Annotated in this window: 14 protein-coding genes; 7 read left to right on the plus strand and 7 right to left on the minus strand. The window is 60.5% G+C overall.

The window, feature by feature from the left end; genetic code table 11:
• Nucleotides 1-215 precede the first annotated feature (215 nt).
• The 6 genes from CXK96_RS12390 to CXK96_RS12415 all read left to right on the plus strand — a co-directional run bounded on the left by CXK96_RS12390 (nucleotide 216) and on the right by CXK96_RS12415 (nucleotide 7,315).
• Complete coding sequence (locus CXK96_RS12390; RefSeq protein WP_102836743.1) at nucleotides 216-431, plus strand: hypothetical protein; 216 nt, start codon at nucleotides 216-218, stop codon at nucleotides 429-431.
• 388 nt (nucleotides 432-819) lie between these two features.
• Nucleotides 820-978 (plus strand): YqaE/Pmp3 family membrane protein, encoded by a 159-nt coding sequence (locus tag CXK96_RS12395; protein WP_045423855.1) that lies wholly within the window; start codon nucleotides 820-822, stop codon nucleotides 976-978.
• A 217-nt stretch (nucleotides 979-1,195) separates the two neighbouring features.
• Nucleotides 1,196-4,699 (plus strand): response regulator, encoded by a 3,504-nt coding sequence (locus CXK96_RS12400; protein ID WP_102836744.1) that lies wholly within the window; start codon nucleotides 1,196-1,198, stop codon nucleotides 4,697-4,699.
• Nucleotide 4,700: 1 nt separating this feature from the next.
• Complete coding sequence (locus tag CXK96_RS12405) at nucleotides 4,701-5,519, plus strand: CheR family methyltransferase (protein WP_102836745.1); 819 nt, start codon at nucleotides 4,701-4,703, stop codon at nucleotides 5,517-5,519.
• Complete coding sequence (locus tag CXK96_RS12410) at nucleotides 5,516-6,115, plus strand: chemotaxis protein CheB (RefSeq protein ID WP_102836746.1); 600 nt, start codon at nucleotides 5,516-5,518, stop codon at nucleotides 6,113-6,115. Before CXK96_RS12405 ends, CXK96_RS12410 begins: the two co-directional genes overlap by 4 nt.
• A gap of 3 nt (nucleotides 6,116-6,118) precedes the next feature.
• Nucleotides 6,119-7,315, plus strand: a complete 1,197-nt coding sequence (locus CXK96_RS12415; RefSeq protein WP_102836747.1) for a hybrid sensor histidine kinase/response regulator — start codon at nucleotides 6,119-6,121, stop codon at nucleotides 7,313-7,315.
• A gap of 16 nt (nucleotides 7,316-7,331) precedes the next feature.
• Here CXK96_RS12415 and CXK96_RS12420 read toward each other — a convergent pair whose 3' ends face one another.
• The 6 genes from CXK96_RS12420 to CXK96_RS12445 form a co-directional block, all read right to left on the minus strand.
• Nucleotides 7,332-7,985, minus strand: coding sequence for an HAD family hydrolase (locus tag CXK96_RS12420; RefSeq protein WP_102836748.1), 654 nt, complete (start codon nucleotides 7,983-7,985; stop codon nucleotides 7,332-7,334).
• The gene (locus tag CXK96_RS12425; protein ID WP_102836749.1) at nucleotides 7,985-8,986 is read right to left on the minus strand and encodes an ABC transporter ATP-binding protein; all 1,002 of its coding nucleotides are present in this window, start codon (nucleotides 8,984-8,986) and stop codon (nucleotides 7,985-7,987) included. Before CXK96_RS12425 ends, CXK96_RS12420 begins: the two co-directional genes overlap by 1 nt.
• Before the next feature lie 153 nt (nucleotides 8,987-9,139).
• Entirely contained in the window at nucleotides 9,140-9,940 is an 801-nt protein-coding gene (locus CXK96_RS12430; RefSeq protein ID WP_102836750.1) for an ABC transporter permease, read from the minus strand.
• On the minus strand, nucleotides 9,927-10,838 hold the full coding sequence (locus CXK96_RS12435; RefSeq protein WP_256061606.1) for an ABC transporter permease: 912 nt from the start codon (nucleotides 10,836-10,838) through the stop codon (nucleotides 9,927-9,929). The genes CXK96_RS12430 and CXK96_RS12435 overlap by 14 nt, the downstream gene beginning before the upstream one ends.
• Nucleotides 10,835-11,638, minus strand: coding sequence for an alkaline phosphatase family protein (locus CXK96_RS12440; RefSeq protein WP_102836751.1), 804 nt, complete (start codon nucleotides 11,636-11,638; stop codon nucleotides 10,835-10,837). The genes CXK96_RS12435 and CXK96_RS12440 overlap by 4 nt, the downstream gene beginning before the upstream one ends.
• 70 nt (nucleotides 11,639-11,708) lie before the next feature.
• On the minus strand, nucleotides 11,709-12,767 hold the full coding sequence (locus tag CXK96_RS12445; protein WP_102836752.1) for an ABC transporter substrate-binding protein: 1,059 nt from the start codon (nucleotides 12,765-12,767) through the stop codon (nucleotides 11,709-11,711).
• 353 nt (nucleotides 12,768-13,120) lie between these two features.
• Between CXK96_RS12445 and CXK96_RS12450 the strand changes: the two genes are divergently transcribed.
• Entirely contained in the window at nucleotides 13,121-13,855 is a 735-nt protein-coding gene (locus tag CXK96_RS12450; RefSeq protein ID WP_102836753.1) for a UTRA domain-containing protein, read from the plus strand.
• Between the two features lie 245 nt (nucleotides 13,856-14,100).
• Here the strand turns inward: CXK96_RS12450 and CXK96_RS21170 are convergent, their stop codons facing one another.
• Nucleotides 14,101-14,754 (minus strand): hypothetical protein, encoded by a 654-nt coding sequence (locus CXK96_RS21170; RefSeq protein ID WP_102836792.1) that lies wholly within the window; start codon nucleotides 14,752-14,754, stop codon nucleotides 14,101-14,103.
• Nucleotides 14,755-14,970 lie beyond the last annotated feature (216 nt).

Below are 14,970 nucleotides of genomic sequence, written 5' to 3' on the forward strand. Positions count from 1 at the left end.
TGATGCTCCGCTACTCCGGTTTTTTTTTGCATTAATCGCCTCAAACGTGGCGGATGTGGCTCGCTGGCGGCACGCTGTTTGACTGCCATGAGCATTGCTCCTTACCGCCCCATGTGGCAGCGTGAAACGGACACAGCGAGTGCTGAAATAAAGTGGCGCGCTGCGCTGCAGTAGCCACGTTAGCCAAGGCGCTGGAACGCCTGCGGGGAGGTGGAATGGGACAGCAAGACGATGACCGCGTTGGCGGCGCGGTGCGAACAGCGATGGGTTACGTCAGGTGGATCGGTTTCGTAGCCTGTTCGCTCGCGGCGTTGGGCTACGCGGCGATCGGAAACTACAACATGACCGGGCTGATGCTGGCGTTGGCCGTGTTGTCATGGATCAACATCCGACGTAAGCGCAACAGGCCCGAACCGCCTGCTCGTCTTTAAGCAATAAAAAACCGGAATGTTGGGTGTCATGTTCGACTATTCGCTTATGGCGACGGGCTTGGATTATCGGCGATAGTCGGCTGGCCTAGCGCTGTTGCTTGGCGTTGCACGTGGCTCACAAGGCATACGGCATCGACGCATTCAGCTGACTGCATTCCAAGGCCAGCCGCGTTCTCTCCTTCTTGCGCCCTTCGGGTGCCCCAGGCGACTCAAACGGTCGCTACCGGATTTTGAAATCGCTGCCTTTTCGGCTGCGGTTGCTCCATCGAAACGTCCCGACGCGCTATCTGTAGGCGCGCCGATTGCTGCAGTCAAAGGAACCCCTTTCCGGCTAACCGGTCGACTCACAGTAGACCGATTGGCTAAACCAGACTTAAGGGGAACCACAATGGACCTGATCCGCATCATCATCGCGATATTGCTGCCGCCGCTGGGGGTGTTCCTGCAGGTAGGCCTGGGGGGCGCCTTCTGGCTTAACATTCTGCTGACCTTGTTGGGCTATATCCCGGGGATCATTCATGCGGTCTGGATCATTGCCCGTCGCTAAGGGTTGACCCGCGAGCAATCGGGCCCGGCCATTCGGCCGGGCTTTTTTGTGCTTGCAAGCGAGGCGGTGTAAAGTCCCCGATCGACTGCGTGGCTTGTGGCATCTCACGCGAATCACCAAGAACTTGTCGGGATCGGAGACGTTCGCTTCGCGCGGATGCATCTGCCGGCGTGGCCGTGGGCCACTGTCATGGGCACAGTGGCTTGGAAGGAACCAGATGGGCGACTCTTTCATCGATCAGAATCACTTCAAGCGAATCCTCAACCGCAACGTGGCGGTGCCTCTGGGTTTCGGTTTCCTCAGCGCGTTTTTCTTCAGTGCCATTGTTTACTTCCTGCTCAACGTCGGCCACTGGGTCGAGCGCTCGGTGGTGGGCGTCGGCTATGCCCACGACATGCTCAAGGTGATGGGTGATCTGGAGGCCTCGATGCGTGGCTACCTTATCGCCGGAGAAGAGGTGTTTCTCGAACCCTACCGTAATGAGCTGCCGGTGTACGAAAGCCTGTTCGAACAGATGACCACGTTCGCCGCCGACGATCCGGTACAGCTGAATAGAGTCGAGCGCATCGGCCGGCTGCATGAGCAATGGATCGCTTTCGCCGGGGAAGCGATCGAGCGCAGGGATCAGAACCAGCCTGTCATCGACTATGTCCGCAGCCACAGAGGGCTTGAGCTGAAGGAAGAACAGCGTCGTCTGCTCAATGAGTTCATCGCCCACGAACGGCAGGTCCGAGCCGAGCGTACCGACACGACCGAAGCGATCACCACCGCGCTGATTGGCGGTTTTCTGCTGTTCAGCCTGATCTTCAGCGGCCTGCTGGTCTATTTCGGGCGGCGTGATTTGATCAGTTTGTCGGACAGCTACTCGGAGTCGCTCGAACAGCAACAGGCGCACGCCGCCGCTCTGGAAAAGCAGGCCTGGTATCGAACAGGCCAGACCCAGCTCAGTGAATCAATGATTGGCGAACAGGCCTTGCCGACCTTGGGCCAGAACGTGCTTGGCTTCCTCGCGCGCTACCTGGGCATGAGTGTTGGCGCGCTCTACGTCACGCAGGATGGCAAGCTGCAGCGCGTCGCGGAGTTCGGCTGGGACCGGGAACGTCTGCAATCCGGTCGCGCGTTGGAGCTTGGCGAGGGGCTGGTGGGCCAGGTGGCCCTGGAGCGCCGCGTGATGCGCCTCGACAATGTGCCGCAGGGTTACCTGAACGTCAGCTCGGCGCTGGGCAGCGCTGACGCAGCGTCGGTGCTGATCTTTCCTGTCGAGGACAGCGGCATGGTCAACGCCGTGCTTGAGATCGGTTTCTTGCGGCCCTTGCTTGATGAAGACCGTGAGTTGCTACAGCGGGTCAGCGAGAACATCGGCTCGGCCATCGAAGCCGCGCGCTACCGTCAGCGTCTGCAGCGCATGCTGGCTGAAACCCAGCAGCTCAACGAGGAGCTGCAGGTGCAACAGGAAGAGCTGCGCGCAGCCAACGAGGAGCTCGAAGAGCAGTCCAACGCCCTGCGTGAGTCGCAGGCGCACATGGAAGAGCAGCAGGCCGAGCTGGAGCAGACCAACGAGCAGCTCGCCGAACAGACCCAGGCGCTGGCGCTGCAGCGCGACGAGATGGACCTGAAAAACCATCGCCTGCATGAGGTGCAGCTGATGCTCGAAGAGCGCGCTGATGAATTGCAGCGCGCCAGTCGCTATAAATCGGAATTCCTCGCCAACATGTCCCACGAGCTGCGCACGCCGCTGAACAGCTCGCTGATCCTGTCGAAATTGCTGGCCGACAATCCGCACGGCAATCTGCAGGAAGACCAGGTGCAGTTCGCGCGCTCGATCTATTCGGCGGGCAACGACCTGCTCAATCTGATCAATGACATTCTGGATATTTCCAAGGTCGAAGCCGGCAAGCTGGATGTACACCCCGAGCTGTTGATCCTCACGCGGTTGGTTGATGGCCTGAAGAGCCTGTTTCTCGCCCAGGCGCTGGAAAAGACCTTGCAGTTCGACGTTCAACTCGACGAAAGCGTGCCGTCCAGCCTCTTCACCGACCGCCAACGGCTGGAGCAGATTCTCAAGAACCTGCTGTCCAATGCCTTCAAGTTCACAGAAAAGGGCTCGGTAGAACTTCGGGTCACGCGCCGTGACGACCAGCAGATCGCCTTTGCCGTGCGTGATTCGGGAATCGGTATTCCCGCCGATCAGCAGGATGTGATCTTCGAAGCCTTCCGTCAGGCCGATGGCACCACCAACCGCCGTTATGGCGGCACCGGGCTGGGCTTGTCCATCTCCCGCGAGCTGGCCCAGCTGCTCGGTGGCACCATCGAGGTCAGTAGCGAGCCGGGGGCCGGCAGCGTGTTCACCTTGATCATCCCTGAGAACTACAGTGCCCCGGTGGCCGAGCAGGAGCCCGAGCCTTTACCTGCGCCGATCAATATCCAGGCAGCGCTTGCACCCGTGACGACGCCTATTGCTGCAACGCCGCGACCGGTGCTGGAGCAAGCCCAAGGCGTGGCGTCCCTGACGGACGATCGCGAGCGCTTCCCGTTCGAGCGTTCGGTGCTGGTAATCGAGGACGAGCCGCAGTTTGCCGGCATTCTTCGCGACCTGGCCCACGAACTGAAATACAGCTGCCTGATCGCGCAGAACGCCGACCACGGCTTCGACACCGCAGTGCAGTACCGGCCCGATGCGATCCTGCTGGACATGCGGTTGCCAGACCATTCCGGGCTGACCGTGCTTGAACGGCTCAAGGAAAACCCCATCACGCGGCACATCCCGGTGCACATCGTGTCGGTGGAGGATCGCAAGGAAGCCGCGATGCAGATGGGCGCCATCGGCTACGCGACCAAACCGACGACCCGCGAAGACCTCAAGGCCGTTTTCGGCCGCTTCGAGGAGAAGTTGGCGCAGAAGGTCAAACGTATCCTGCTGGTCGAAGACGACGCCCGTCAGCGCGAAAGCGTCTCGCGGTTGATCGAGGACACCGATATCGAGATCACCGCGGTGGAGTTTGGTCAGCAAGCCCTCGAGCTGCTGCGTACCACGGTGTTCGACTGCATGATCATCGACCTCAAACTGCCGGATATGGATGGCCATGAACTGCTCGAACGCATGGCGCGCGAGGACATCTGCTCGTTCCCGCCAGTGATCGTCTATACCGGACGTAACCTCACTCGTGATGAAGAAGCGGCGCTGATGAAATATTCGCGCTCGATCATCATCAAGGGCGCGCGTTCGCCGGAGCGATTGCTCGATGAGGTCACGCTGTTCCTGCACAAGGTGGAGTCGGACATGCCGCCGGAGCGGCAGAAGATGCTGAAAAGCGTGCGCAGCCGGGAAAAGGCCTTCGAGGGCCGCAAGATTCTGGTGGTCGACGACGACGTGCGTAACGTCTTCGCCCTGACCAGCGCCTTGGAGCAGAAAGGCGCGCTGATCGAGATCGCGCGCAACGGCCATGAGGCCATTGCCCAGTTGCAGAACGTTGGCGATATCGATTTGGTGCTGATGGACATCATGATGCCGGAGATGGACGGCTTCACCGCCATGCAGGAGATCCGCAAGGACCCACGCTTCGCCAAGCTTCCAATCATTGCGGTGACGGCCAAAGCGATGAAGGACGATCAGGATCGCTGTTTGCGGTCGGGCGCCAACGATTACCTGGCCAAGCCCATCGACCTGGACCGTCTGTTCTCGCTGATCCGCGTTTGGCTGCCAAAGGTGGAGCTGCTCTGACATGCCGGACCGCAACCAGGCCATCGAGCTGAAGCTGCTGATCGAAGCGATCTACCTGCGCTACAGCTACGATTTCCGTGACTATTCCAGTGCTTCGCTCAAGCGCCGCGTGCTGCTGGCGCTGAAGCAGATGCGCTGCGAGAGCATTTCGGAGCTGCAGCGCCGGATTCTCTACGACTCGCAGGCGTTCATGGAGCTGCTGCAGTTTCTCACCATCCCAGTGAGCGAGATGTTCCGTGACCCCAGCTACTACCTGGCGCTGCGTGAGCAGGTCATCCCGGTACTGCGCACTTACCCGTCACTGAAGATCTGGATTGCCGGTTGCAGTACGGGCGAAGAGGTCTACTCGATGGCGATCCTGCTCAAGGAAGAAGGGCTGCTCGAACGCACAATCCTGTACGCGACCGACATCAACCCAAGGTCGCTCGAGCGTGCGCGTCAGGGCATTTTCAACATCGATAACATGCGCCAGTACACCGACAACTACCAATGTGCCGGTGGCAAGCACAGCTTGAGCGATTACTATACGGCCGCCTACGATTCGGCAATCATGGATAAGTCCTTGAAAGAGAACGTAACGTTCGCCGATCACAGCTTGGCGACCGACAGCGTATTTGCCGAAACGCAGTTGATTTCCTGCCGCAACGTGCTGATCTATTTCAACAAGCCGCTGCAAGATCGGGCCTTTGGTCTGTTTCTCGATTCGCTCTGTCATCGCGGCTTTCTAGGCCTCGGCAGCAAGGAAACCCTTGAGTTTTCCGGCTATGCCGAGCGTTTCGAAGCCTTCAACAAGCAGGAAAGGATTTTCCGCAAGCTATGAACGCGCCTGCCGAAGCCTCAACCGAGCTGCCCGCCCGGCCTGTGGATGCCGTGGTGATCGGCGCGTCGGCTGGCGGGTTGTCCGCGCTCAGTGCGCTGGTGTCGGGGTTGCCGCGTACGTTTCGCTTGCCGCTGCTGATGGTTCAGCACGTGCCCCCGAAAGGGCCGACCCAGCTGGTGGAGATCTTCCAGCGCAAGACCGATCTGGCCGTGAAGGAAGCGCGCGACAAGGAGCCGGTGCACGGCGGCACGCTCTACTTCGCAGCGCCGGGCTACCACCTGCTGGTCGAGGCGGACATGACGCTGTCGCTCAGCCAGGATGAGGCGATGCATTTTTCAAGACCTTCGATCGACGTGCTCTTCGAGTCTGCGGCAGATGTCTGGGGCGACCGCGTCGCCGGCATCCTCCTGACCGGTGCCAACGAGGACGGCGCCGCCGGGCTTGAGGCGATCAAGCAGGCCGGCGGCCTCACAATCGTTCAGGAGCCCGGCGAAGCCGAGGTGCCGACGATGCCACTTGCTGCACTCCAGCGCTTCGCGCCGGATTACATTTTGCCTTTACGCGATATTCATCGATTGTTGCGTGATCTGGAGTGACTGATGCCCAACCAAACCGATGAAGCGAACCTGCTGATCGTCGATGATCTGCCGGAAAATCTGCTGGCGCTGGAGGCCCTGCTACAGGGCCCGGGCATCCGGGTCCATCAGGCCGAGTCGGCAGAACAGGCGCTTGAACTGCTGCTCCGCCACGAGTTCGCACTGGCCATTCTCGATGTCCAGATGCCCGGTATGGATGGTTTCCAGCTGGCCGAGCTGATGCGCGGTACCGAGCGCACCAAGCAGATCCCCATCGTCTTTGTCAGCGCCGCTGGGCGCGAGCTTGACTATGCGTTCAAGGGCTACGAAAGCGGTGCCGTCGACTTCATGCAGAAGCCGCTGGACACCCATGCGGTGCGCAGCAAGGTCAGCGTGTTCGTCGACCTGTATCGCAACCGCAAGCGCCTGGCGCGTCAGCTCGAAGAGCTGGAGCGCAGCCGTCGCGAACAGGAAGTGCTGCTCGACGAGCTGCGCAGCACCAAGGCCGAACTGGAGAATGCGGTGCGCATGCGCGACGACTTCATGTCGATCGTCTCCCACGAGCTGAAGACGCCGCTCAATACGCTCATTCTGGAAGTGCAGCTGCGTAAGTTACAGCTCGGTCGCGAGAGCGCCGCGGTGTTCAGCGAGGACAAGCTGCGGCAGATGGTCGACAAGGATGAGCGCCAGGTCCAGAGCCTGATCCGCCTGATCGACGACATGCTCGATGTGTCGCGTATCCGCACCGGCAAGCTGTCGATTCGGCCGACGCAGGTGGATTTGGGAAAGCTCGTAGCCAGCGTGGTGGAAAATTTCGCCCCGCAAATGGAAGTGAGCGGCTGCACACTGCTGTTCCAGCGCCCCGAACCGATCATCGGTTGCTGGGACGAGTTTCGTATCGAGCAGGTGCTGGCCAACTTGCTCACCAATGCCATGCGTTACGGTGCGGGTAACCCGGTGCAGGTGAGCGTCGGCGCGAGCGAGTCTGGTGCCTGTATCGAAGTGCGCGACCAGGGCATCGGTATCAGCCCGAAAAGCCTGGAGCGCATCTTCTGCCAGTTCGAGCGCGCCGAAGGCAGCGAATGCAGTGCTGGCCTCGGTCTTGGGTTGTTCATCGCAGAACAGATCGTCAAAGCGCACAAAGGCCAGATTCAAGTCGAGAGCGAAGAGGGCAAGGGTGCGTTGTTCAGAGTTCTGCTGCCATTGAATGCCAACGCCTGAGGCGCATGGGTGCGCATCAGGCCCAGGTCAGCTGAGGCCATCCCCGGGTTTCGGCTTGTTCGCGCAATAGCGGGTCGGGGTTCACCACATGCGGATGCGCCACTTGCTCGAGCAGCGGCAGGTCATTGATCGAGTCGGAGTAGAAGTGCGCGCCCTCCAGCGATTCGCCCGCCGCCTCTGCCCACTCACGTAACCGCGTCACCTTGCCTTCACGGTAGGTCAGCACACCACGGGTGTTGCCGCTGTAGAAGCCGTGTTGTTCCTCCAGCTGAATGGCCAGCACTTCTCTGATCCCGAGGCGTTCGGCAACGGCCCCGACGAGGAACTCCGCCGAAGCGGAAATCACCAGAATGCGGTCGCCGGCCTTGCGATGCTCGGCGATGCAGCGCATGGCGTCGTTATAGATCAGCGGCTCGATCACACCCTCGACGAAGGGCTCGACGACATGGTCCACCTCTTCAGCCGTGCGGCCTACCAGGGGTGTCAGGCTGAAGGCCATGTAGTCTTCCATCGCCAGCGTGCCGAAAGCGTATTCAGCCATCAGCTCGGCATCCTTGCGCAGGAAGGATTCTCCATCCACCCAGCCGATCTTGGCCATTTCATGGGCCCAAAGGCTGGCGCAGTCGCCGTCTATCAGTGTTTCGTCCAGGTCGAAAATTGCCAGGGCCATCAAGCCACCTCGTGAATTGCCGAAGCGTCGATGGTAAGGCCAACCTGGCAGCCGCGGGGAAAGAGATCGGCGGCGGAGCGATTCAGTACATCGACCAGCAGTTCAACTCCGCGTGCTTCGACGCGGTAGCGAATCACGTTGCCAAGCAGGCTGTGGCTTTTGATCACGGCGGCAATGTTGCTGCCGCCGTCGGCCGAGTTGCTCAGCGCGATGGCTTCCGGGCGGATCGCCACCTGCGCATCAACCGGGCGTTGCAGCAATCGCGAGGCGATGTCCGGGGCGAGCAGGTTGTAGTTGCCGATAAAGCCGGCGGCGAAGGCATCCACTGGTGCGGTGTAGAGGGTTTCGGCATCGGCGCTCTGGACGATGCGGCCGGCGTTCATCAGCAGGATGCGGTCCGACAAGGTCAGGGCTTCCTCCTGATCATGGGTGACGAAAATAGTCGTCAGTCCCAACTCCTGCTGGATCGCGCGGATCTGCTCACGCAGATGCTTGCGGATGCGCGCATCCAGCGCTGACAAGGGCTCGTCGAGTAGCAGCAGGCGAGGGCGGGTCACCAGTGAGCGCGCCAGGGCCACGCGCTGGCATTGGCCGCCGGAAAGCTGGCTCGGATAACGACGGGCGAAATCATTCAGCTCGACCATCGCCAGCACCTCGGCCACCCGCCGTGCGCTCTCGTCTCGGGCGATCTTCTGCATGCGAAGGCCGAAGGCGACGTTCTGTTCGACGGTCATGTTCGGGAACAGCGCATAACTCTGGAACACCATGCCGATCTGCCGTTTCTGTGGTGCAAGCGGCACCAGATCCTCGCCGTCGAGCAAAATCTGTCCGCCATCCACCTCGGTCAGTCCGGCGATGCAGCGCAGAAGCGTGGATTTACCGCAGCCGGACGGGCCGAGCAGGGTGATCAGCTCACCCTTGGCGACTTCGCAATTGATGTCGCTGAAGACCTGGGTATCGCCAAATGATTTATGCAGGCCGCGAATGGAAAGGTAGCTCATGAGGGTTCCTGTCTCGAATTGCCGCTGCGGTGGCATGGATCAATTTGAAAGAGCTGGGCCATATGGGGCACGCTCGACGGACTCAGCACATAGCCGTGGAGGCTGGCCTAACGCCCACCGTTCAGACCTAAGCCCACCCACGAACTGCTCCAGTCATGCTGTGCGCTCACGATTCAGCCGAGTCGCCGCCCAGGTAAACACCAGCACAAAGAAGAAATAGGAGATCACCAGCGCGCTGTTGAAGTGGCCGCTGCTGTTTTTCATGTTGTTCAGGTACACCTGCAGGGTTTCATAGCGCGTGCCCACCAGCAGGTTGGCAAAGACGAATTCGCCGAACAGAAAGGAGAAGGACAGAAACAGCGACACCATCAACCCTTTGCGCAAGTTGGGCAGCACCACCAGAAAAGCCGCCTTCCAGGTGCTGGCGCCGACCAGGTGGGCAGCGTCCATCAGGTCGCGCAGGTTGATCGCCTGCAGATTGTTGCTGATCGCGCGATACATGAACGGCAGGGCGATGGTGAAGTACGCCCCGATCAGGATCCACGGCGTACCGGCCATCGCCAGCGGCCCGGAGCCATAGAGCTGCAGCAGTCCGACCGAGGACACCACCGGCGGCACCGCGAAGGGCAGCAGGATAAGGATGTTCATCAGGCCGTCGAGCTTCGGGAAGTGGTAATGCACCACGAACAGCAGCGGCAGGATCAGCACCACCGCCAGCGCCAGGGCGCCGAAGCAGACCAGCAAGGACTGGCCGAAGGCACGCAGGAAGCGCTCTTCACTCCACAGTTGCAGATACCAGTCGAAGGTCAGCCCATCCGGCAGGATAGTCGCCGACCAACTGCTGGAGATCGAGTAGAGAAAGGTTGCCGCCAGAGGCAGCAGCAAGATCAGAAACAGCAGCCATACCACGATACGGTGGTAAAGCAGGCCGCGCCTGGCTTCAGTGGCCCGCATGGTAGCTCCTCCGTAGCAGTAGTTGATGCGCCACGGTGATTACTGCCATCAGCCCCACCAGCACCATCGCCAAGGCACTGGCCATGTTGGGATCCAGGGAAATGTCACCGGAGATCATCGCCGCGATGCGGATCGGCAACACGTTGAAGTTGCCGGTGGTGAGGTAGTAGACGGTTGCGTAGGCGCCCAGCGCGTTAGCCAGCAGGATGACGAAGGTGCCCAGCAATGCGGGGGTCAGCACCGGCAGGCCGATGTAGCGCCAGTAGCTCCAGGTGCCCGCACCGAGCAGTGAGGCCGATTCGCGCCAGTCCTCGCGCAACGCGTCGAAGGCGGGGTAGAGCAGCAACACACCCAGCGGGATCTGGAAATAGGTGTAGAGCACGATCAGGCCGGTCTTGGAGTAGAGGTTGAAGTCTTCGATGATCCCGGCCTGCTTGAGCAGGATGGTCAGTGCCCCGTTGAAGCCGAGCAGGATGACAAAGGCGAAGGCCAACGGTACGCCCGCGAAGTTGCTGGTCATGTTCGAGAACGCCATGACGAAGTCACGCAGTCTGGAATCAACCTGACGCAGCGAGTAACTGCCGAGGATCGCAATGACGATGCCGAATAGGCTCGACCAGAAAGAGATTTGCAGGCTGTGCTTGATGGCTTGCAGGTAGAACTTCGAGCCGAAGATCTTTTGAAAGTTGGCCAAGCCCCAGCCTTCGGGCGTGTTCAGGCTGTTGACCGTCACCCACAGCAGCGGGGCGATCTGAAAGGCAAAAAAGAACAGCGCGAAAGGCAGCAGGCAGAGCAGCGCCAGGTGTTTGCCACGTGTTGGCCTGCGACTGACGGTGGTCGGAGCTGCATGGTCGCGTATGGCCGCGGTCTTGACGTTGTTCTGGAGCGGCGCGGTCATATCAGCAGCTCCCGACACAGCGGTTTGTCGTGGGCTACGCCGAGCAGCTCACACAGCGTGCCGCACAGCTCGGTCTGTTTCGGGCGGGCGGCCGGGTCGAGGCTGAACGCTGAGCCGAAAACGAACAACGGCACTTCACGCTCTTCCGGCAACAAGCCGTTATGGGAGCGATCGTTGTTCATGCCGTGGTCGGCGGTGACCAGCACCTGATAGCCGTCATCCAGCCAAGGCTGCAGATACTCCGCCAGCAGGATGTCGGCGCGCCGCGCCGCGTTGCGGTATTGAGACGAATCCAGGCCGTGCTTGTGGCCGGCATCGTCGATATTCATTGGGTGCACTAGCAGGAAGTCAGGCTTATGCCGCAGTCGCAGGCTTTCAGCATCGGCAAACAGGTGTGAATCCGGGTAGTGGTCTTCGTAGTAGAAATACCCGTGCTGGATCGGCAGCTCGGGGGTGTCGCTGTGACGGTCGCGTACCGCGTGAAACGGCGCGCGGTTGTAGAGTTCGCTGACCCAGTGATAGGCCGCGGCCGCCGTGCTTTTCCCGGCGTCTTGGGCGTAGTGGAAGATGCTGCGTTCGGTGGACAGCCGTACCACATCGTTGTGCACGATGCCACTTTCAATGGGCGGCACGCCGGTGAGGATGCACTCATACAGCGGTCGAGACAGCGCGGGCAGCTCGCACTGCAGCCGATACAAGGCGCCGCGCCCGGCCATGCAATACGCTTGGAGGTGCCCCAGCGCGTGCTCGGCTACCGAATAGCTCAGGCCGTCGAGGATCACGAGGATGGCTTTGCGCATGAGGCGTTCCTGTTGAAGGCAGTCAGTAGATGGGGAGGGTGTGCGTCAGCCCACCCTCCCCGTCGATGCCTCACTCCATCTCGATGATCACGTTTTCCTGCCACTGCTGCGGCAGCGCCTTAGAGGTCGCTTCCCAGGCTTCGGCATTCTCGATGGGCTTGACCTTGGCGTACTGCTCGTTCGACAGCAGCTTGGCCTGCACCTCGGCTGGCAGGGTCAAGTGCTCGGCACGAATCGGCCGCGCATTGCCCTTCGCGAGGTTGATCTGACCGGCGTCGGACAGGATGTACTCACGTGCCAGCTTGGCGGCATTGGGGTGCTTGGCCCACTTGTTGATGATGGTCGAATAGCCGGAGATCACTGATCCATCGGAGGGAATCAGCACTTCGAAGCGGCTTGGATCGATCTGGTCGCGGTAGGACAGGCCGTTGAAATCCCAGACCACACCGACTTCCACTTCGCCACGCTCCAGCGTCTGGATCGTTGGGTTCGACAACGACAGGCGGCCCTGCTTAGCGATTTCGGCGAAGTAATCCAGGCCCGGCTGGATGTTCGTCTCGTCGCCACCGTTAGCGATCGCGGCCGCCAGCACACCGTTTACGGCCTGAGCAGCCGCGCTGACGTCACCGATAGCGACTTTGTAGTTTCCATCCTTGAGCTCGGCCCAGGAGGTCGGCGCCTTGTCGACCAGTTGCTTGTTGACGATAAAGGCAATCGAGCCGGTGTAGGCCAGCATCCAGTGACCGTCCTTGTCCTTGGCCCACTCAGGGATCTGCTCCCAGGTGCTTGGCTTGTAGGCCTGGGTGACACCCTGCTGTACGGCAATCGGCCCGAACGCGGCGCCAACGTCGCCAATGTCGGCCGTGGCGTTGTCTTTCTCGGCGGCGAACTTGGCGATCTCCTGCGCCGAGCTCATGTCGGTGTCCATGTGCTTGAGGCCGTACTTCTTCTCCAGGTCCTGCCAGGTGTCCTTCCAGTTGGCCCAGCTGTCCGGCATGCCGACGCTGTTGACCTCACCTTCCGCACGCGCCGCCTCTTCGAGGCCTTTCAGGTCCGTTTGTGCAGCGTTTGCCGATGTCGCCAAGGCAATCGCCGATCCCAGCAGTGATGCCAGCAGCAGTCGTTTCATCAGAAGCTCCTTTCGCAGGTCAGTTTGGTCTAGATCAGCAAGACTGGAGCCAATCTAGGGGGTGCAAATGACATTTTGATGTCGTTGCCTCCGCCGCCGCCCGTTAGAGCGACACCGCGACAGGAGTGCCGTAGCAAGCCTAGCTCAGGCTGAGCGCCTTGCTTGGCGCGGTTTCATCTGTTTTCACCGATACGCTTGATCGGGCCAGAGCAGACGCAAATGGGCTGCTTTACACACTGATGTCATGCGCCGGTCATTTAGCTTGCCTAGCCTGAAAGTCGGCATCGGCCAAAAAATGACGGGAGCAATCGCTCCGCTTTGGCACTGGTCTGGACCAGCTATGGGGGTAAGTGATGCGTGACGAAGCACCGCGAGCGGTTACGGCAATCTGCCGGTCCTTGCAGGAGCAGATCGCCCACGGGTTGCTCCAGCCCAGTGGCCAGCTACCGTCTGAGCGCAAGCTCAGCGAGCTGTTCGATACCACGCGTATCACGCTGCGCGAGGCGCTGGGCCAGCTGGAATCGCAGGGGCTGATCTACCGCGAGGATCGTCGAGGCTGGTTCGTCTCACCGCCTCGGATTGCATACAACCCGCTCGTGCGTAGCCACTTTCACGCCATGGTTCAAGAGCAGGGCCGGACCCCAGCGACGGAGGTCCTGTCGGCCCGGTTGGTGCCCGCTGCGGCAGACATGTGTGCGCGACTGGGATTGCCGGCGTTATCCGGCGTCTTCCAGATCCGCCGTGCCCGGCGCATCGATGGCCGCCTAGTGCTCTACGTCGAACACTACCTGAACCCCAGCTATTTCCCAGGCATTCTCCACCACGACCTGACCCGCTCGCTGACTGAGCTCTACGCCAGCGAATACGACATCCACTACGGCCGCGTCCGTTTCGACATGGTCCCTACAGCCTTACACCCCGAAGCGGCCTCAACACTACGCACCGCCCCCGGCAGCCCAGCCCTGCGCATCACCCGCCTCAACCGCGACCAGCATGATCGGTTGATCGATTGCGACGTGGAGTATTGGCGGCATGATGCGATTCATGTGTGTGTGGAGGTGCCGGAGAGGGGGATGCCAATTCACTGATTGCCACGAAAGTAAACTCCTACGCGGGGCTGACGTCGCCGAGCTGGACGTGGTGGGGAGACGCTTGGCTACTCTCTTAGAAGAGGAGTAACGCTCTAAGTGATTGCAGATCGGTCGAATGGAATTCCGGTGTCATGAGCGCGGCGTCGTGCTGGTACGGCGTTACGGTACGACGCTGGCCGCGTTCCTCTCGGAAGCAGCCGCCTTCGTACTGAGCAGCGCTATTACCAAGAATGCTCTATCGACTAGCTGGGCTCGGTACCGACACGATGCTGGTGGATGTTACCGATGTCGTTGCCCTTCGGAGTGGCGTGAATGCGCTTAGCTTCTTGGCTACGGTAGTAGTCTTCGACGCTCAGGTCTGGGTCGATCTTGATGCGCAACGCGCAGGGTTTCTGTTGCCAAGTATGGCTGGCCAGTTGCTCCTTCAGCTTCCTCGACGCAGAGCTGCGTTTCCAGTCTTCGGCGGTACGGTCACGCCAAAGGCGCTCGGGGCGGCCGATGGCGGCATCGTGGGCGACGGTAACGGGGTCTAGGTGGCGGCTTTGCTCCAGCACGGGCAGATCGGGCAGCGGCTGCTCGACGTCCATATAGCGTTGCAGGGTATCCCAGAAGGCGTGGATATTAGCTTTGTCGAGCCCCAAGCTGTGCATCTTCATGCCCAGGCAGACCTTGGTATCGGTGTAGCGGTGATGCAGCCATAGCACATAGTCATGGCCGCCATGGGGAGTGATCTGCAGTTGCATCACTGGGTCGAATTCGTAGAACGGGGCGACGAAGGGTGAGCGGAAACGCCGGCCGATTTGCAGCATTCCGTCGCGCCGGTTGAAGCCGCTGCCGTCGTGGGTATAGATCAGGGAATAAAGGCCTATCAGCAGGTCGGTGCCGATTACAGCCATAAAGAGTACTACGGCACCGAACCAGAATGCGGTTTGTTCTCCCCAATAGCCCGAGAGAGCGCCTTGGTCCCAGGCAATAACTACGGTAGTAATTACGGCAAGTACCCCACCCAATATATAAGACAGCCAAGGCCTCGATGTGCTGTAGAGCATTAGGCTGGCGAACATTGTTATAACGCCCATTATCAAAACTGCATAATCACTATCAAGAACCAT

This window comes from Stutzerimonas stutzeri (genome assembly GCF_002890895.1).
GTDB lineage: Bacteria > Pseudomonadota > Gammaproteobacteria > Pseudomonadales > Pseudomonadaceae > Stutzerimonas > Stutzerimonas stutzeri_AB.